The organism is Shewanella polaris, from assembly GCF_006385555.1.
GTDB classification, from domain to species: Bacteria; Pseudomonadota; Gammaproteobacteria; order Enterobacterales; family Shewanellaceae; genus Shewanella; species Shewanella polaris.
The window spans coordinates 2,720,117-2,739,366 of the sequence record NZ_CP041036.1 but is presented as its reverse complement, the minus strand read 5'-3'; the positions used below and the strand labels follow the sequence as shown (position 1 = coordinate 2,739,366).

14 protein-coding genes and 2 pseudogenes are annotated in these 19,250 nt (G+C 39.4%); 11 read left to right on the top strand and 5 right to left on the bottom strand.

The window, feature by feature from the left end:
- Positions 1-25 precede the first annotated feature (25 nt).
- The gene (locus FH971_RS11920; RefSeq protein ID WP_240778293.1) at positions 26-1,513 is read right to left on the bottom strand and encodes a Ppx/GppA phosphatase family protein; all 1,488 of its coding nucleotides are present in this window, start codon (positions 1,511-1,513) and stop codon (positions 26-28) included.
- Between the two features lie 6 nt (positions 1,514-1,519).
- Positions 1,520-3,658, bottom strand: coding sequence for a polyphosphate kinase 1 (gene ppk1, locus FH971_RS11915; RefSeq protein ID WP_140234442.1), 2,139 nt, complete (start codon positions 3,656-3,658; stop codon positions 1,520-1,522).
- 226 nt (positions 3,659-3,884) lie between these two features.
- On the opposite strand from ppk1, the gene yegD reads away from it, so the two are divergent.
- The 9 genes and pseudogenes from yegD (at position 3,885) to FH971_RS11870 (ending at position 13,102) form a co-directional block, all read left to right on the top strand.
- Entirely contained in the window at positions 3,885-5,300 is a 1,416-nt protein-coding gene (gene yegD / locus FH971_RS11910; protein ID WP_140234441.1) for a molecular chaperone, read from the top strand.
- A gap of 239 nt (positions 5,301-5,539) precedes the next feature.
- Positions 5,540-6,007, top strand: a complete 468-nt coding sequence (locus FH971_RS11905) for a CreA family protein (RefSeq protein ID WP_140234440.1) — start codon at positions 5,540-5,542, stop codon at positions 6,005-6,007.
- 1,113 nt (positions 6,008-7,120) lie between these two features.
- Positions 7,121-7,702 (top strand): beta-class carbonic anhydrase, encoded by a 582-nt coding sequence (locus FH971_RS11900; protein ID WP_140234439.1) that lies wholly within the window; start codon positions 7,121-7,123, stop codon positions 7,700-7,702.
- 57 nt (positions 7,703-7,759) lie between these two features.
- Positions 7,760-7,987, top strand: a pseudogene (locus FH971_RS20565) (transposase); the annotation flags it as partial.
- Between the two features lie 360 nt (positions 7,988-8,347).
- Positions 8,348-9,325 (top strand): transposase, encoded by a 978-nt coding sequence (locus FH971_RS11890; RefSeq protein ID WP_140234438.1) that lies wholly within the window; start codon positions 8,348-8,350, stop codon positions 9,323-9,325.
- A gap of 223 nt (positions 9,326-9,548) precedes the next feature.
- Positions 9,549-10,181, top strand: a pseudogene (locus FH971_RS11885) (IS91 family transposase); the annotation flags it as partial.
- 346 nt (positions 10,182-10,527) lie between these two features.
- On the top strand, positions 10,528-11,436 hold the full coding sequence (locus FH971_RS20470) for a hypothetical protein (RefSeq protein WP_206194421.1): 909 nt from the start codon (positions 10,528-10,530) through the stop codon (positions 11,434-11,436).
- A gap of 129 nt (positions 11,437-11,565) precedes the next feature.
- Entirely contained in the window at positions 11,566-12,057 is a 492-nt protein-coding gene (locus FH971_RS11875) for a hypothetical protein (RefSeq protein WP_140234436.1), read from the top strand.
- Between the two features lies 1 nt (position 12,058).
- Positions 12,059-13,102: a class I SAM-dependent methyltransferase gene (locus tag FH971_RS11870; protein WP_206194420.1), complete on the top strand. Its 1,044-nt coding sequence runs from the start codon at positions 12,059-12,061 to the stop codon at positions 13,100-13,102.
- A 297-nt stretch (positions 13,103-13,399) separates the two neighbouring features.
- On the opposite strand, the gene FH971_RS11865 is transcribed toward FH971_RS11870, so the two are convergent.
- The gene (locus FH971_RS11865) at positions 13,400-14,467 is read right to left on the bottom strand and encodes an IS91 family transposase (RefSeq protein WP_140234435.1); all 1,068 of its coding nucleotides are present in this window, start codon (positions 14,465-14,467) and stop codon (positions 13,400-13,402) included.
- Positions 14,464-15,354: a tyrosine-type recombinase/integrase gene (locus FH971_RS11860; RefSeq protein ID WP_140234434.1), complete on the bottom strand. Its 891-nt coding sequence runs from the start codon at positions 15,352-15,354 to the stop codon at positions 14,464-14,466. Before FH971_RS11860 ends, FH971_RS11865 begins: the two co-directional genes overlap by 4 nt.
- Positions 15,355-15,550: 196 nt before the next feature.
- Between FH971_RS11860 and FH971_RS11855 the strand changes: the two genes are divergently transcribed.
- On the top strand, positions 15,551-16,081 hold the full coding sequence (locus FH971_RS11855) for a hypothetical protein (RefSeq protein WP_140234433.1): 531 nt from the start codon (positions 15,551-15,553) through the stop codon (positions 16,079-16,081).
- A gap of 499 nt (positions 16,082-16,580) precedes the next feature.
- Here FH971_RS11855 and FH971_RS11850 read toward each other — a convergent pair whose 3' ends face one another.
- Entirely contained in the window at positions 16,581-17,957 is a 1,377-nt protein-coding gene (locus tag FH971_RS11850) for an L-serine ammonia-lyase (protein ID WP_140234432.1), read from the bottom strand.
- A 234-nt stretch (positions 17,958-18,191) separates the two neighbouring features.
- On the opposite strand from FH971_RS11850, the gene nagZ reads away from it, so the two are divergent.
- Complete coding sequence (gene nagZ / locus FH971_RS11845; protein ID WP_140234431.1) at positions 18,192-19,217, top strand: beta-N-acetylhexosaminidase; 1,026 nt, start codon at positions 18,192-18,194, stop codon at positions 19,215-19,217.
- Positions 19,218-19,250: the final 33 nt, after the last annotated feature.

Genomic DNA, 19,250 nt, shown 5'->3' with positions numbered 1-19,250 from the left:
TAGGCTATTCATTAGGAATAATTTATTAAAAACGTAAATTTATTCCTAATGTTAGCAATCTTTTCTGTTCTTGTTCTAAGTCTCGGCAGAGTAGGTCATTTTGAAAGTATTGATTATTTGATAGTGATAAAGTCACCGTTTGTTCATCAACAATTACTGTAATGAGCTCAATACTGTTCCCCATTCTACCAATGTTGAGCACCATCGCCAGCCTAAAAATAACCAATAATCGGATCAATAATGTTTGTTCATCTTGATCTAGTTGCGCGATAGAATCGATATCTATTCGTTTTCGTTGATTGGTTACTAATAAAGCCAGAAGGTGCTGTTGTTGCTGATTAAAACCGGGAAGATCGCTTTTTTCAATAATGTATCCGCCATGCTTCTGGTGAGCCCGAGAATTAATTTGAATACCAATTTCATGTAAGGTTGCAGCATCGTTAAGTAACCACAAATAGTTGTCGATTTTCCATTTTGATGCAACTTGTGGATATAGATGTTTGATTGAGTTGATCACATTGTTCGCTTGTACAGGGTCAATATGATAAAGCTTAGCTAAGCTGTTGATGGTGTGTTGTTTAACTCCTTCTCGTTGCTCTATGTGTGACAACTCATATAGCACGCCTTCTCGTAATGCCCCTTGGGCAATCTGCATCTGATGTATAGATAATCGTTTAAAAAAACTGATCAAAATACTCAATCCTGATGCTAATAGGGGGATCCGTTTAGGGTCTAGGTATTCGAGCTGTATTTGGTCAATGTGGGAAACATTAATTAGGTAGCGTTTTAATTTATTTAAATTGTCTAAGTTTAATGCCTGCGGTTCATCCGCTAAGCTATTCAATGCATCTGATATTGCTTTAACCGTACCAGAACTGCCTAATACCAATTGCCAGTGAGGTTTAAAGTAGGCATTGCTGAGTTGTGAAAATTGTTTGTCTGCGGCACTTTGAGCTGCTTTAAAATGTTCTTTGGTTAATTCACCTGAAGCAAAATAACGTTGATTATAGCTGATACAACCGCATTTTAAACTGGCTAAGTGACTAGGAGAATTGAATTTTCCTACTATCAACTCAGTAGAACCTCCGCCAATATCAATAACCAAGTTTTGCGCCGTTAAGGTTTGGCTGTGTGCAATACCATTATAAATAAGTCGCGCTTCTTCATGACCAGAAACTATCTCAATGGGATAAGGAATAATATTTAACGCAGCTTTAATAAATTGTTGGTAATTAGTTGCGACACGCAAAGTGTGCGTCGCAACGAGTCTTACTCGAGTTTGTTCAAGCTCAGAAAAACGTTGATTAAACTCAGTTAAGCAAGCTAAACCACGCTCGATGGCTGCATCGTCAAGCGAGCCATCATCCTGAAGCCCTTTAGCTAATTGGACTTGACGTTTTTCTTTATGCAGAATTTGGATTATACCATGCTGCTCACGGGCAATAACCAAATGAAAGCTATTAGATCCCATATCGATAGCAACAAAATGCAGAGATGGTTGTGTGGATGACACCTATTTTTAAGCCTTTTTTTGTGATTTTTGTTCAAGCCATTCGATTTCTGAATTGGCATTATGGTCGGTCTTTTTTTGCGCTATCTTAGTTTCATATTGAGATAAATATTGATGTATTGCAATCTGACTTCGCACTTTTCGCTTATTGCCTCTGGGCTTGTATTGATTATCCTGATACTGATTAATCATCCGCGCTTTAGTATTATCACTAAATTGAATCTGCAAAATATCCATTACCATCTTTTTTAATTTAACATCATAGATCGGCGTGCACACTTCAATGCGCTCATCTAGATTTCGGCTCATCCAGTCAGATGAACCTATATACAATTTTTCTGTTCCGCCAGCATGAAATAACATCACCCGAGAATGCTCTAAAAAACGATCAACAATACTAAATACTTGAATATTATCACTTACACCTTCCATTTGTGGTAATAAACTACACATGCCACGGATCAACAATTTAATAGTGACTCCAGCTTGTGATGCTTCATACAGTTTGTTAACCATAATCTCATCAACTAAGTTGTTCAGTTTTAGAGTAATTGCTGCAGGTTTATTTTGTTTGGCAAATTGAATTTCTTTGTCGATTAACTCAATCCAGCGTTGACGAGAATTAAACGGAGAAACAATGAGGTGCTCAAAATTGTCTTTGTGATATGGCCGTTTAAGTAAATCAAATACTTGTTTAACTTCTTGAGTAATCTGTTGATCTGCAGTGAACAGTGAGAAGTCGGTATAAAATCGAGCCGTGCCTTCATTGAAATTGCCTGAGCCAATATGAGCGTAAAGCACCGTCTTATTATTTTCTTTACGCGAAATAAGACACAGTTTGGAATGCACTTTTAAACTGGGGATACCATGATGTACTTTTACGCCCCCCTCGGTTAAGCGTACAGTCCAGTCAATATTGGATTGTTCATCAAAACGGGCGAGAAGCTCGATTACTGCTGTGACACGCTTGCCATTTTTAACTGCATCAATTAACGATTGCATAATATGACTGTTTTTTGCCACTCGATATAAATTAATTTTAATAGCTGTCACTGCGGGGTCATAAGCGGCTTGACGCACTAGTTCGGTAAAATGAGAAAACTTATGGTACGGATAGTTAAGTAAAATATCGTGTTGACGGATAGCTTCAAAATTATTTGAACAGGCCTTAAACTGTACGCTAGTTAATGCAGGCATTTTGTCATTTAGTAGCTTTTTGCGCCCAAGATTAGGGAAATTAATAAAGTCTTTAAAACTGTGATAACGGCCACCAGGTATTAGGCACTCAGTTGAACTGATGTTAAGTTGTTTTTTTAACATGTTGAGCATGTGTTGAGGCATTTCACGATCAAACACAAGTCTAACGGGTTGAGCATATAAACGCTTTTTAAGACCATTAGACATCTGTTCTAATTGAGTTTTTTCAAGTTCAATTGAAATGTCAAAGTCAGCATCTCTGGTCATTTTCATTGAGAATACTTCAATGTTGTCGTATTCAAAAAAGGGTTTAAATAACTGATCTATACAGTGGCGAATGATATTGTCTAGAAGAATAAGGTGACGGATTTTGGTCTTCTTTTCTGAAGGTAACTCGATAAAACGTGGAATATTAACCGAAGGAATTTCAACAAAAGCATATTGTTTGTCACCACCGAAGTGTAAACAAACACATAAATAAGTGGCGTCATCATTAATGTTTTTGATTAGTTCACTGTTTTTAACTAATACAAATGGAGCAATGTGGCGCATTAAATTATCATTAAAATATTTACGTAACCATTGGCTATGAAATTCATGAAGTTGTAATTCATTAACCAAAAAAATGTTACAACGAGCTAGTTCTTTCATTAAATCGATATAGATAGCATCGAATCGTTCTTGTAAATGGATGACTTTTTGTTGAATTTGATCTAATAAATTTCTGCTTGCATTGGATTCATCAGAAAGGCTTGCCAATAATGTAGATCGTCGGACTGAGGCCACTCGGACTTTAAAAAACTCGTCCATATTACTAGAAAAAATACCTAAAAATCGAACTCGCTCAATCAGTGGCACATTTTTGTCATAAGCTTCTTGTAGAACTCGCTCATTAAAAGATAACCATGATAACTCTTTATCGATATATAGATGATTTGTATTAGTAGTCACAGTTTTCCCTATAGAATCAATGGTTGTAACGTATTGAGTAGCCGTATATTTAGTCGCTATTTTAAGAGAGATAATTAGCCTTCAGTTCTATTTTAAGTGGCTTTGATGACAGAAATATTTATTGGCATAAAATGGTACCGTATAAAACAATGATAAATGGTTTAGCAAGTGTCATAAGTATGTTATTTTGAGCGCTTTTTTCGATTAGACGACAGAAGGTAAGTCAATGTTAGTTGGATTTGATTACGGCAGTGCCAACTGTGCAATAGGGGTAATGATTGATGATGCGGTATCGTTATTACCATTATCAACTCATTCAGATTTTATGCCTTCAACCTTGTATGCAATGGATCGCGAGTTAATTGCCGAAGCGGTATACCAAGGGTTACCAGAACACTTAAAAGCAGAGTATTCTCATTTGCGCAGTTCGCAGTTAATGCGTGCAAAGCAAATGCGTCATGAGCTTGATCTGTCGCCGAATGAACAAGCTGTGTTTGTCGGCCAAGACGCTATTGATGCTTACCTAGAAATGCCAGAAGAAGGGTTTTATGTCCGTTCACCAAAATCATTTTTAGGTGCCAACGGCTTACGACCTGATCAAATCGGCTTGTTTGAAGATATCGTCACATTAATGATGCAACACGTTAAAACCTCGGCCGATAAAGCACTGCATGCTAAGTCTCTGACTGCTGCATCTCATGCTGTGATCGGTAGACCCGTTAATTTTCAGGGCATAGGTGGCGAAGATAGTAATCGCCAAGCAGAGGCTATTTTACGCCTTGCAGCTTCTCGAGCGGGTTTTACTGAAGTGACCTTCTTACTTGAACCATTAGCTGCAGGAATGGATTTTGAAGCTAATCTTGATGCCGACAATACCGTACTCGTTGTTGATGTTGGCGGCGGTACCACAGATTGTTCTGTCGTAAAAATGGGACCATCGCACATTAAGCAACAAGATCGCAGTTCAGATTGCTTCGGCCATTCAGGGCAACGTATCGGCGGTAATGATTTAGATATTGCCCTTGCCATGACGGGATTAATGCCAAGCTTTGGCGCTGATACCTTAATGATAAATGGCAAACCGACACCGCGGGCTCCTTTTTGGAATGCAGTAGCGGTAAACGATATTAGTGCCCAACGTGAGTTTGTCAGTTTAGCGTCGCGTAAGTTGGTCGAGTTATTAATTAAAGAATCGCAACAGCCTGAGCTGTTAGTCCGTTTACAAAAAGTACAAAAGAATCAAATGAGTTATCAAGTTGTACGCCAAGCTGAAGCGGCCAAAATTAGCTTGTCAGATAGCGATAGCACCCAATGCGCTTTAGATTTCATTGAAAAAGGCTTGCTTGTACCATTAACTGCGGCACAATTTGAACAAGCTATTAATGAACCGCTTAATAAAGTAGAAGCTTTGATGAAGCAAGCGATACAAACTGCTGTCTCTAAAGCGGAGCAACAAGATTGTGAGATGCCAAGTACTCCTGATATTGTTTACGTCACTGGCGGTACCGCTCGAAGCCCTGCGATATATAACAGAATTGCTAGCGTGTATCCTAATGCAAAAGTGGTGGTGGGTGACCATTTTGGCTCGGTAACTGCTGGGCTAACACGCTGTGCTCAAACTGCCTTTAACTCATTAACATAGCTATTAATCAACAAGGTTAACCACATTAACGATATAGGTATGAGTGAGCATGATGGTAAGAGATAAGTATTTGTGGCGATAGGTTTTTTACTACGTAATGAATGCCACTGAAAGAATACCAATAAAGCAGATAATGAAAGACATAACATTAATGATGTGGCTTTAATGACATTGCTCGAAACTTTATATACTAATCCTATTTTTCGATAATAAACGTTCAACACGACAAGGTGTTACCGATGAAAAAAATACTAATTGCGCTATGTTTAACGACACTGCTTACTGCCTGCTCTGACAACGAAGTCGGTGATGTTTCACTTGGAATGTTTACTACACAAGACATAAAACTAAACATTTTAAAAGATGAAATTGTATCAGGCGTCACGTGTCACATCGCCTCAATAGAAGAGAACCTCAGTTTTTCAGATCCAAGTGATAGTTCTATCTCTTGCAGGCAAACGGGTGAAATCACCAAAGATATGATTGCAAAAATAGATAAGAGTAAATCTGGTGAAGTTGTATTTAAAAAATCAAAAAGCATATTTTTTAAGACAATGAAAATTAGAAGAATATTCGATGCTGAAAATCAAACATTAATGTATGTTTCATACTCTACCAAAGAAACATCGGGAAGCTTTAAACACAGCCTTTCGACGGTACCACTTTGGGGAACTAAGGCATATATTGAGCCAACACAAGTTCAATAAAGCCAAAGGTCGCTCCCTGGCTCAGGGCGTCTGCGTGGATTATCTGCTATCTCGTCATGCTGAAATATGCATGGAAAGAGGCACGGGAAACTTGCGACTAATGGTGTTGAATAAAAAATTGTTGTAAAAGGCACAAAATATTTGTAAAGGTTTAGCATTATTATGCTAAGTCCTTTCTGCCCAGAAATGTGTTTGGGATATGGTCTGTGGCTACTAACGTCGTAGCGCTTCGCCCACACCAGACCAAGAGGAAACCAACGGCTGTTCCCTCTTAACTCTTTTAAAAAAATGGCCCAGCCGCCCCGCAACATTTTCGCTATTTACAAAACAAGAGCTGCGAAAAGGTCGCCATGGGGATTGATCCAGCTTTTGACTTCAATAGTATGCAGCTTCGGCCCATCTTATTAATAAAGAGTGAAAATGCTAACGCTTCCGATGGTACATCTGATGTGAATGGATTCACGAATATCGTGATGGCAGGACGCCAAAGAACGACCTGTACCGCGAAAGCTAAGCTCACATCTGATAGGCAGGATGCCTGAATGCCTTGTAGCACATGGATGTGCGAGAAAGGCCATGTGAGCATCACGCATTCTTGTATAAAGAGCCTTCAACGACCTCAAATTCAGAGTTGAATTTATCCATTTATAGGTTACAGGCACTAACTCTTTTTTGGACATAAACGTTTTAAAAAGCCAGTGTTTAAATTTACTTTTTATAAAAGTTTACCTTGCCCCCACTAAATTTGAGTGCTCATTTGTTAAATCATCCTGTTGAATTTGCTCGTTGAGAAAATAATAAAAGGTGATCGCAACTCAAATAGAAAGGGGTTATGTTGTTACTACAAAAAGGGTGGTTATGTATTTTCTCTAAAGGTGTAATCAGAACAGACGATTAACAGAAGTGCTGTACAAAAAACGACCATTGTAAAAAGTAAATTCCTACAGCACAAAACATACCGATTAATATGGATGTGGCATTGGCCAAGTCCAACAAGCGATTTATGCGCCGCAAACAACGCGGCGCATAAATACTAAAACGTTAGATTTTCAAATCTGCCGCATTGGGAACCTCGTTAATAAGTTATATGCGGCAATTCAAAGAGGAATAAAGATGACTAAAATAGTTGATGAAGTAACGTCAGCAAATGCTGATTATGTGGCTAACTTCGGTGATAAAGGCAATCTTCCAATGCCTCCTGCACGACAGTTTGCCATTCTTACCTGTATGGACGCTCGCTTAGACCCTGCTAAATATGCGGGCCTTGCAGAAGGTGATGCTCATGTGATCCGTAATGCTGGTGGCAGAGCCAGTGATGATGCAATACGTTCCTTGGTAATTTCATATAAGTTACTTGGAACGAAAGAATGGTTTGTTATTCATCATACGGATTGTGGGATGGAAACATTCAATAATGAAATCATGGGTGATCTGTTATCAGTTAGCTTAAAAACTGCAAGCGTAGATGCCTCTGGTTGGCATGATAGTAATGCCGGTGGTGGTACAACAGATGGGAAGTTCATCGAATGGCTTACCATTAGTGATCAAGCTAAAAGCGTCTTGGCCGATGTTCAACGAATTAAAAGTAGTTCAATGGTTCCAAGTGATATTCCGATTTATGGTTATATTTATGACACTAAATCTGGAAGACTTGTAGAAGTTCCCGAGGCAACAAAAGCCGGTAAAGCAAGTTAGAAAACTAATCGGGTAGCCGGAGGTGTCTGACCTCCGGTCCCAAACAACTCTGGATGAGGCTCCGAAATCCGAGAAAATAAATATGGTGTCATTAACTTAAGTAGCCAAGATGTTCTCCATAGACTGAATATTCCTGCTGACAACTGGTTAAAAATCACTACAGAGTTTGGGGGACTATTCAAAGATGCGGTAGGGGCTTTGCCTGCATTAACAGACTATTGTGAACATTTAGAGCGAAAGCGACGACAAGATGCAGCCAACTGCCAGCGCTGGTTGTGCGCCTAAGCATTAATTCTTGAAAAACCACCATCTTCCTTATACTTGATTTATATCAATATTTTCTGCTGTGCTGAATTTCTTAGATGACCATAAATCACTAATTTAACGATAATATTTTAGCCATATCGATAAAAATTGATGAGTTGATCACATAAAATAATATGGCCACCCATGATTGTTGGCTAAATAACAAACAATAAACTAAGCTTTATTTACCCTTTTTAAATGGTAATTGAAGATGGCCAGACCAAGACAAACTATCGTTAGCTTAGACTATACATAAAATAATATGGCCACCCATGATTGTTGGCTAAATAACAAACAATAAACTAAGCTTTATTTACCCTTTTTAAATGGTAATTGAAGATGGCCAGACCAAGACAAACTATCGTTAGCTTAGACTATACGCCTTACTATCACTGCTGCTCCCGTGTTGTGCGTAAGGCTTTTCTTTGCGGAATAGATAACTCGACAGGTGAGAACTTTGAACATCGGCGAGAGTGGGTAGATTCGCGCATTCTTGAGTTGGCGACCATTTTTGCCATTGATATTTGTGCTTATGCCGTCATGAGCAATCATTTGCATGTTGTTTTGAAGATTGATGCAGATAAAGCAAAAGGCTGGTCAGATAAAGATATTCTGATCCAATGGCATAAAGGTTTTAAAGGCACATTGTTGACTCATAAATTTGTTAAAGGCGAAGACTTAAACGAGTTTGAGCATAAAACGGTTAATGACTGTGTGGCCCAATACCGACAAAGGTTAGTTGATATTAGTTGGTTTATGCGTTCCTTATGTGAGCCTATTGCCAGAATGGCTAATAAAGAAGATAAATGTACGGGCCGATTTTGGGAAGGAAGATTCAAATCCCAAGCGTTACTTGACGAAGCCGCTGTTCTGAGTTGTATGGCTTATGTCGATTTAAACCCTATTCGTGCCAAAATGGCAACGACACCAGAAACCTCAGACTACACCAGTATTCAACGCCGTATAAATTCAGCGATGAAAAGCGAACAACCATCAGAGCTATTACCGTTTGTGGGTAATGAGCGCTTAAACATGCCTAACGGGCTCATGTTCAGCGTGAAAGACTACATTGTACTGGTTGAAGATACTGGCCGGATAATTCGACAAGATAAGCATGGCGCCATTAGCGCAAGCAGTCAGGACATTCTTAATCGACTTAATATTCCAGCCGAGAACTGGATTAAAATCACCACTGAATTTGGTGCATTATTTAAAGGTGCCGTTGGGGCATTACCTGCCTTAACCGAATACTGTGACCATTTAGAGCGAAAACGACGACAAGGCGCTGCAAATTGTCAACGCTGGCTGTGCGCTTAAGCATTAATTCTTGAAAAACCACCATTTTCCTTATATTTGATTGATATCAAGATTTTCTGCTGTGCTGAATTTCTTAGATGACCATAAATCACTAATTTAACGATAATATTTTAGCCATATCGATAAAAATTGATGAGTTGATCACATCGATCGTAACCCTCGCTAAAGCCATGAAAACGAGTTATGTTATTTGTTCAAAAAATGGGTGGCTTCGTTTTGTGACTTACACTGTTTAATCCCAGGCGGAGTGGTCACTGAGCAAGGTCTGTGGCGCAGCGTTAAATCAGACTATTTATTTCCTGTTAAGGCGGTCTCAACCGTGTTCAAAGCTAAGATGTTGGCTGCTCTGCGCCAGCGTGAACTGACCATTCCCGAGGCCAATAACCTCATCAATAAGGCGTGGTGCGTATACAGTAAAGCGTGTCTTTATAAAGCTGAAACCGTAGTGGCTTATCTCGGGCGTTACACCCGAAAAGGCATGCTACATGAATCACGGCTTAAGGCGGTCACCAAAGATCGTATTGATATCAGCTACACCGACTATGTCGATAACCAGCGTAAAATCATGCAACTGACTCCTGAAGAACTCATTAGGCGTTACTTATTACATGTACTGCCTAAAGGGGTGATGCGGATAAGGCATTTTGGTTTTTTAGCCAACAGCTGTCGGCGTAAAATGCTCGCCAAAATTAGAGAGCAACTGGGGAGTAAAGCAAAAGACATCCCAGCAGCAATCACTGACACATTAGGCCACTGGTGTTGTCCGCAGTGCGCCAATGGACGGCTAATGTTTATGGGACTGGTGCCACTACTAACGATGTTAGCGCGTGAAGCAAAGTTGAAGCTGTCAGGTTAGTCAGATTAAGTGGAGGGTGTCAGCAAATAAAGCAGACTCAGCTAATCTTGGATTAGGTGGGACGATGGCACACGATTTGGCATCGAGAAATCAGTAAATAAGGCAATAATCGAGCAATGGAAAAAGATGAAAGCCAACAAAATCCACCCTAAAAGGTTTAATCAGAACAGACGATTAGCCGAAAGGTTGTACAAAATACCACTACCGTTAAAAAGCAAATTCCTATAGCATAAAACATACCGATTAATTTGGATGTGGCATCGGCCAAGTCCAACAAGCGATTTATGCTTTGCAAACAACGCAACGCATAAATACTAAAACGTTAAGAGGCTCTTGGGAGTTGTTCATGGAAAAAATAATGCAAAATAAATCTGGAACAGTAAAAAACCCTTTATCTGTTATTGCGATTTTCGCGGGTATTGCAGAGATTAGTGGAACATTAGTATTGCCTCATATAGCTGCCGAAAATCAGTATCTTTTTATATGGTTCCTGATGATATTTCCATTCACGTTAGTGGTGATGTTTTTTCTTACTCTAAATTGGAATTACAAAGTTTTATATGCGCCTTCAGACTTCAAAGATGAAGAACACTTTATGAATTTACAGAAAGCAAGTACATCAGAAGTCTTAGATAAAATGAGAAAAGAATTAGCTGAAGAAGATGAGCAAAGCCCCTCTTTATCTGAACACTCTACTCAAGATCTAAAGGTTGATTTAGAAGAAGCACAGAGGTTAGCTGAAACAGCTGAGTTAAGATTTTCAACCGGAAGGATCAGCACAAAAGAAGAGAGGGAGAAACAGAAAGAAATTGTAAGAAGCATAAATAAAATAAGAATAATGGAGACTAGGCTATTAGAAGACATTTTGTTTGATAAGCTCCAGAAAGAGTTGGATTGCTCAATTCAGCGAGATATGAAATTAGAGAATAGTAATCTTAAATTCATGTTCGATGGATTCGTTAGGAGAGGTGACAACTTGACGGCCATTGAGTACAAGCGAATGAACCGGAATACAATGAATTCTTCAATGTTTTCATCGTTACCTCATAGATATAATGAAGTTTTTCAAAGTTTGACGGAAACAGAGAAAAAGAACTTTTCACTTATATTAGCGGTTGCCACTGAAGACGACCCAAATTACATGAAAGAATATTTTAATAGAATTCTTGCTCCCCTTAAATTCAAATTCCAAGTGCGCGTCTACTCAGTAGATGATTTATCAGAAGAACAAACGGAAGTGAGTAAAGCCTCTTAACAAGTTACTCAAAAGGACGAAAAACGCTTGGCTTGCGCTCCTTCGTCGCTAATTTTAGCCAAGCATTTTACGCCCATTAGTAAGGCGTTAGGGGTTTTATGTTTCAATCTAATATGGAGAAGTTAAGTCATGAAAGACATTGATCACCCAGTATTGTATTCAACTATGAGTACGTTGGCTTACAATATTAATAAAAAATACTATGGTGATAAACATTACTTATGGTGTACCCCTTATTTTGGTTCAGATTTTCAATCTCCTCATTTCACTGTCCCTCCAAGTTCATCTCCACTTGAAATATACAATACTTTAAAAAATGAAGTTGATGGTTCTGATTTGCATAATACGAAAATAAAACTGAATCGAAGAGGCATAAGAAATGGTGCTGGTATTATGCTTAAGCTTAAAAAAATTAGCCAAGAAATTCACGATGAAATAGTTGTTATCTCAAAGCTTGCAAAAGACCAGCAGTTCAAACCTTTGCTTTGCGTTATATCTAGAACTGAGGCATTACCATTTTATCAAAAGGTTGATGTCAAAAAACGTGCAAACCCGATGTCACATGAGTATATCGTATCTGATTTACCACAGACCGCATTCGATATTATAAGGATTGGATAAAATGAATGAACTAAAGAATATGGTTTCTAATGAGTTAGTGTCTGATGCGAGATCGGCATTCTATTATTTAGGGCGTTATTTAAAACAAGCCACGATTTCTGAAGACTATGAAAAAGATATTTTTGATGATGGTTTAGAAAGTCGACCAAGTGAAGTAGTAAAAAACCTGACTATTAAGCTTATTGAATTTATAGAAAACTCTCAAAAGAAGAAGTGTTTTGATTTTTCGAATAATGAATATAATCATTGGATGGATTTAATTGATTCTGTAGAAAGCCAGCTTGATTCAACTCCTTCAGATGAGTTAGTTGACACAGCTAGGGAATCTATTAAAGAGCTTAGTAACCCTGAACAATATTCACAACTTTGGAGGACAGAATCTGAACAGCTCGAATCTAACAATATTTATGAACAATTATCAAAAATGATTCCCTGTGAAAACACTCTTGAATTTGGCTGTGGTATAGGTAATGGCACAATTCACCTTGCAAAAGACAGAGATGTATTATCTCTGGATAATAACCAAAGTCTCATTGAACAAGCTATGACACGATTAGAAAGCCAAGATATAAAGTATCAAATACATAAATGTGACTTTTTTAATCTTGGTGAGATAGAAAAACAACTTATCTGTACTTTTGAACCCAAAGTGATCGTTGGCTGGTTTATTGGATCTCATGGTGAAGATATATTTAAAAATACAAAGGAAGAGCCTCATCCGATAACAAAATCAAAGTTATATAGAGAAAAAATTGAAGACATAATCATTTCAAGTGATGTTTGCATTGACTCTGTTGAATATATTCATTTAGCTAATAGAGGGGAAGTCGTTGTTGGGTTTAGTGAAAAAGAGATATTTGATTCTCAAAAAGCTGATTACGATACTCACGTATTTAAAAAAATTGGCTTTGAAGTAGTCGAAGTTAATCAATTAGAATGGATACGGGAAAAAAGCGAATTCTCATACGGGCAAGCTCATAATCCCATTCTGGCTAAGGGTGAAAGAGTACCTGTAATCACTTCAATAATTGCAAAGAGAATTTAGCTATCAGGTTAAAAAATCAGACAACCCCTAACGAATAAGGATAGGCCGCGCGAAGCCGCGTCCTATCCCAAGTGTTGAACAAGCCCGAACACGTGAGATGTGACTCTTTATTATGTAATTAACAGTTCGAGAAAACGCGCTGTTTGATGTGATTGTTAGCTAGCTACTTTTCAGTAGGCAGCAAGTTTCCTTAGCCTCTTTGCTAATTAGTTAACTCGCTATATTTCAGTATCTTAAATTAACCCTCCACGGTATTCAGTTAAGCCATTATCCTTATTATCATTTTCAACATTAGGTTCAGGGTATTAAGTTTGTCGGTCGTTTCACTATGCCCATAAAGTGCATTGGTTGCTGACAACAGGGGCAACGGCGTGTTGCTAATCTGCGCTTTATCTCGGGAATGATTGGAAATACAGCCCCAGCAACCGCCAGCATCAGTTGTATTTGTAGCCTGAGTTTTTTGGCATTGCCTCTGAGTAATCCATAGTCTCTCACTCGTCGTAACCCTTTCGGTAATACGTGTTGCAGTATTAACCAGAGAAATTCAGTAGCGGGTAAGGTTCGTACTTTTGTAGACTGAGTTTGACTGTCTTTATACTCAAAACTAACAAGCCCATCGACATCACTTTTGATGCTTTTATCTGGCAGTACGCCGCGATAAAGATAGCGTGATAGATATTGCAGTGCAGGCAAACCTTTACCCATATGCTGGCAATCAGCCACCCACTTTTTCGGCAGTGAGGTTGGCAGTTTGAGATTCAGTTTTGCCAACTGTTCCAGTAAACGTGCGCGCCACACTTTAGCCAAATTGAAAGCGTTGAACAGGTATTTGCCCTTATTCTTTTTCCAGTGTTGTTGGGTTTTGTTGAAACTGCCCGCTGGAATAATAAAGTGAATATGCGGATGTAAATCTCGCCGCCGGCTGTGAGTATGCAGCACGCCAGTGAAACCAATATCACCGGCAAGTTTTGGTGAGTTAAGTGCAAAGTCTTTGAGCACACTGGCAGCCACTGAAAACATGGCTGGATAGAGTGCTTCCGGTTGATATTTAGCCACCACACGCAGCTCATATGGCAAAGTAAATGTCACCATAAAGTAATCGACAGATAACAATTTAGCCTGTTGCTTAGCTAACCAATCCGCTGTGGTGTTGTACTGGCATTGGGGACAACTGCGATGACCACATGACAGCGGGAAATCTGCTGTATGAGTGCAACCCTGACAAACCCAGTGGCTAGCTCTTTGGGTGTGAACGCGACAGCTCAGCATGGCATTAATGGCATGGCGCATTGATGTTGTTATTTGGCCATCATAAGCTTGATTAAACGCATCAAGATGGTCACGTAAAATATCGATAAACTTCATATGTCACACTCCCACTTCAACACCAAATTATTAGTGAGCTGGTTAACCGACAAGGCCGTGTTTTTACGGGTAATATGAGTGAGACGTGTATACCTTGCTGTGGTGTTGAGGCTGTTGTGACCGAGCAAGTGTTGTACTGAGCGTAAATCTAATCCTTGCTCTAGCAAATGAGTCGCATAGCTGTGACGTAAATTATGTGGACTGATAGATTTGTGAATGTTGCACTCAGAAATCACTTTTTTCATGGCCTTTTGAATACCACCGCGGTCCATCAGCGAGTCTGGCTTGCCATCTTTACCGGGAAATACATGCCGAGGATGGCGATGGGTTTGCCAGTAATACCGAAGCGCTAACAATGTGCGTTGTGGTAAAGGTACTAGCCTATCCTTGCCGCCTTTGGCGTCACGAACATGCACCTGCATCAACGCTGAATCGATATCGCCAACCTGTAATGAAATTGCTTCACCGAGGCGCAACCCCATACTGTATAAGGTTAAAAAGCACACTTGATATCGCAGCTTATGGGTGAGGCTAATGACGATTGAGACTTCGGCAGGGGTTAGAATATCCGGTAGGCGTTTGACCTGCGGCGGCTTAACAATGTTGAGCCACTCCCAAGATTGATTAAGGACATACCGGTAGAAAAACTGTAATCCATTGCGGTCGAGTTTTACGGTACTCCAGGAGTGAGAGGCAATTAAATCAGCAAAATAACGCTTCAAATCATCGGTTGAAAGGTTATCAGGGCAACAGTCAAAATAAGCACTAATGCGCCTAACTGCGCGACTGTACGCATCGATGGTAGCAGGCCGCTTGCCTTGCAGAGTTAAATTGGTAAGATGTTGTTCATAAAGAAAATCAAAGCGTTGTTGTTCATGAGTGTCCATGGTGATACTCCTAGGTAATGCCAAGGTAGGCAGGGTCTAGTAAGTATTTATGATGGTGAGAAAGATGGGCTTTTATCTTTTCTGCCGCAGAGCGGCTTCGTTCAACAAGTCACTTAAAAGGGCAAATAACAGTTGGTTTTTGCTCCTGCGTCGCTTATTTTAACCAACTATTATTTGCCTCTTAGTGAGGCGTTAAATGGATTTTATGTATCGGCATTTTCTAATCAAGTATGCAAAACCTGAACATTCACAAAAATTTATTAATCAAGGTGAAATGTTTTTGCAGCCATTAAGCTTCTATCGCAAAGAAGATCACAATGACGAAGTTGGTGATTTAAACGAAGGCGCACACAAAGTTAAACCTTTTTCTAAAGGAATTCTAAAAAGAGTATTAGAGAATGGCGAAACTGAAATTGTTGGTACGATGACAAATGGCATTCATCGTGAGTTTAGTCATGAGTATTCGTCATTAGCTGTTTACTGTATCTATTACTTAATTATGCCTGCTAGCGATTACACCAATGAATTAGATGTTATCAATGAGAAACTTCTTAAAGAATTTGGTGGCTCGGCAACGGTAATCTACAACTTAGAAAAGTTCTTTGATCGTTTAGATATTTACTTAGAAGAAAATTCATATTCTTATAAAAGACAGTCGGTTGAATATATTGATGTTATGAAATACTTAAAAAAACTTACTCCTTTTCAAAAGGATAAGAAATATTAACATCAAAATGAGTTAAGGTTGGCAGTGAAAAACAAAGTAGAAGATGAACCAATGTTATTAAGTATTGGTGATTTAAATGATATAGCGTTTACTGTTAGTTTGGGTGAATAATCCATTTAAAATTTAGTGGGGTCAGTGTAAACTTTACTTGAATTCCATACATTTATTAATCCCAAGACCTACCTTTAGAGCCTTTTTTCTAAAACGTTTATACCCAGAAATGCGTTACGTTCGATTACAGCCAGAAACCAAAATCTCAATTCAGTTTACCGCTATTTTTTCCACCCCAAAAGGGTATCTATCAACTCGATAATAGTGTGCTACACACATTTGGTGGCTTGGATCATTGCCACAGGTACTGGCTAAAATAGCAGGTTGAAAATAGTAGGGTTGAGAGAGTCACTTAGTGCGCTTGAATTTTCACTTAATATGATACAAAAATGCCTGTTAGCGCAACTAACAGGCATTTTAATTCAAATCATTTCGGTTTAAGAAAGAGTTAACATTCGACGATGTTCACCGCAAGACCACCTTTGGCGGTTTCTTTGTATTTGCTGCGCATATCTTTACCGGTATCCATCATGGTCTTAATGACTTTATCCAATGAGACTTTGTGATTACCGTCGCCGCGTAATGCCATACGTGAAGCATTAATTGCTTTTACCGCTCCCATAGCATTGCGCTCAATACAGGGTACTTGCACTAAGCCACCAACAGGATCGCAGGTTAAGCCTAAGTTATGCTCCATACCAATCTCTGCGGCGTTTTCAACATGCTCAACCGTACCGCCCATTATTTCAGTCAGTGCCCCAGCTGCCATAGAGCAGGCTACGCCTACTTCACCTTGACAGCCGACTTCAGCGCCGGATATAGAGGCATTTTTCTTGTACAAGATACCAATGGCAGCCGCAGTGAGTAAATAACGGCTGCAAACGTCAATATCGACTTCTTGGACAAACATATCGTAGTAACACAATACTGCAGGAATAATTCCTGCCGCGCCATTGGTGGGGGCGGTGACAACACGATCGCCTGCGGCATTTTGCTCGTTAACCGATAAGGCAAATAAATCGACCCAATCCATTGCTGTTAATGGGTCAATATTATTACGACCTTCAGCTTTTAAACGTCGATACAGTGCTGGTGCACGACGACGCAATTTTAGTCCGCCAGGTAAAATGCCTTCTTTTTGGTAACCACGGTCGACGCAATTTTTCATGGTTTGCCAAATATTCCACAAACCTTGTTTTACGTCTTCTTCGGACGCAATACTCAACTCGTTAGCCATCATTAGTGATGAAATACTTAAGCCGTTATCGCAACATAGTTGCAGTAACTGTAACGCACTATTGAAATCATAAGGTGCTTGTTCAATAGGGGTTGCCGGAGAGGCATTTCGTTGAGTTATTTCATCTTCATCGAGAACAAATCCGCCACCAACAGAATAATACGTACGCTGAAAAATGCATTCACCTTTTGACAATGCGTATAAGGTCATCGCATTTGCATGGGCGGGTAAGGTTTTACGTCTGTGGTAGGTAACCCCCTCTTCACGAGAAAATTTAACCATCTGTCCATTTGCTAAGATTAATTTTTGACTTGTCGATACCGTTTCTAAAATAGCGTCAATACCGTCGGTGTTGACGGTTTCGGGATCTTCACCCATTAAACCTAAAATGACCGCTTTGCCAGTACCATGGCCTTTACCTGTTTGACCTAAAGATCCAAATAATTCTGTTTGTAATTCATCGGTTTTGTCTAATAAATTAAGATCTGCGACATGTTGGATAAAAATTTTACCCGCCTTCATCGGGCCAACTGTATGTGAGCTAGAAGGACCGATACCAATTTTGAACATGTCAAATACGCTAATCATGTTATTTAACCCTTGCTGAGTCGTTTATTGTTTTAGTTATAAGTGAGTATAATCGTCAAATGGAATGTTGGCGGTTTATCTCATATTCTTGGTAGAGTATCCCACACATTAATCGATGACAGTTCATTAGATTTTTTTATGCATTATTTTCACATTAGCCAGCCTTATACATAATGTGTAATGTGACTTGATTAACCTGACGTAATAGTCAGCTTTATAGATAGGGGGAATGGTTTGAGCTATTTAATGATGGATCTTGCAGGCTTAACAGTCTCTGCACTTGAAACTGAGCAATTACAGCATCCACAAGTGGGTGGAATTATATTGTTTAGTCGAAACCTAGAAAGTAAAAGTCAATTAATTAAATTAGTTAAAGAGGTCCGTCATATTCGACCTGAACTATTAATTGCTGTTGATCATGAAGGTGGCCGAGTTCAACGTTTTCGTGAGGGCTTTAGTTTGATCCCTGCCATGGGGGATATTTTACCTGCTGCGAAAGGGGATATGGCATTAGCTAAACGATGGGCGAAAGAATGTGGTTTTTTAATGGCCATAGAGCTATTAGCCTGTGATATTGATTTAAGTTTTGCACCTGTGTTAGATGTAAATGGCATTAGTGAAGTGATTGGCAAACGCAGTTTTAGTGCCGATCCTGTTGAAGTGAGTGCATTGGCTGAACAGTTTATTGTTGGAATGAATGAGGCTGGTATGGCCGCGGTGGGTAAGCATTTTCCTGGTCATGGTAGTGTCGCCGCTGATTCACATATTGCGATGCCTGTTGACCCGCGTAGTAAAGAGCAGGTAGAAGCTTTTGATATGTTGCCGTTTAAACAGCTCATTGCTAGCCACCATCTACAAGGGGTTATGCCAGCACATGTTGTTTATACCAATATTGATCCTAATCCTGCAGGGTTTTCTACTTACTGGTTACAGACTGTTTTACGTCAACAATTAGGTTTTAATGGGGTGATTTTTTCTGATGATTTAGGCATGAAAGGCGCCAGTTTTGCCGGTGATTATGTTGCACGAGCCAAAGCAGCATTAGATGCGGGATGCGATATGATTTTGCTGTGTAATGACCCTGTTGGTGTTAACGCTTTATTAACTGAGTTTGATTGGCCTGCGGCAGAACCTATGCACACCGCATTATCGCTAAAAGGCAATAACGCACAAACTTTGGTGGCACTTGAGGAGCAAATACGTTGGCAAGCGGCACAACAATTGGCGAAGGACATTAACGTCATTGTCCAGTCGTTGTAAAGTAGTGCCTGTTGAGTAAAAAACCGGATCAAT

What these genes read in the sequence shown, in the direction of transcription:
- FH971_RS11875 (WP_140234436.1), top strand. Translation starts at nt 11,566, where the DNA reads ATGAAAGACATTGATCACCCAGTATTGTATTCAACTATGAGTACGTTG.
- FH971_RS11865 (WP_140234435.1), bottom strand. Translation starts at nt 14,467, where the DNA reads ATGAAGTTTATCGATATTTTACGTGACCATCTTGATGCGTTTAATCAA.
- FH971_RS11870 (WP_206194420.1), top strand. Translation starts at nt 12,059, where the DNA reads ATGAATGAACTAAAGAATATGGTTTCTAATGAGTTAGTGTCTGATGCG.
- FH971_RS11850 (WP_140234432.1), bottom strand. Translation starts at nt 17,957, where the DNA reads ATGATTAGCGTATTTGACATGTTCAAAATTGGTATCGGTCCTTCTAGC.
- FH971_RS20470 (WP_206194421.1), top strand. Translation starts at nt 10,528, where the DNA reads ATGGAAAAAATAATGCAAAATAAATCTGGAACAGTAAAAAACCCTTTA.
- FH971_RS11905 (WP_140234440.1), top strand. Translation starts at nt 5,540, where the DNA reads ATGAAAAAAATACTAATTGCGCTATGTTTAACGACACTGCTTACTGCC.
- FH971_RS11855 (WP_140234433.1), top strand. Translation starts at nt 15,551, where the DNA reads ATGGATTTTATGTATCGGCATTTTCTAATCAAGTATGCAAAACCTGAA.
- FH971_RS11860 (WP_140234434.1), bottom strand. Translation starts at nt 15,354, where the DNA reads ATGGACACTCATGAACAACAACGCTTTGATTTTCTTTATGAACAACAT.
- FH971_RS11890 (WP_140234438.1), top strand. Translation starts at nt 8,348, where the DNA reads ATGGCCAGACCAAGACAAACTATCGTTAGCTTAGACTATACGCCTTAC.
- yegD (WP_140234441.1), top strand. Translation starts at nt 3,885, where the DNA reads ATGTTAGTTGGATTTGATTACGGCAGTGCCAACTGTGCAATAGGGGTA.
- FH971_RS11900 (WP_140234439.1), top strand. Translation starts at nt 7,121, where the DNA reads ATGACTAAAATAGTTGATGAAGTAACGTCAGCAAATGCTGATTATGTG.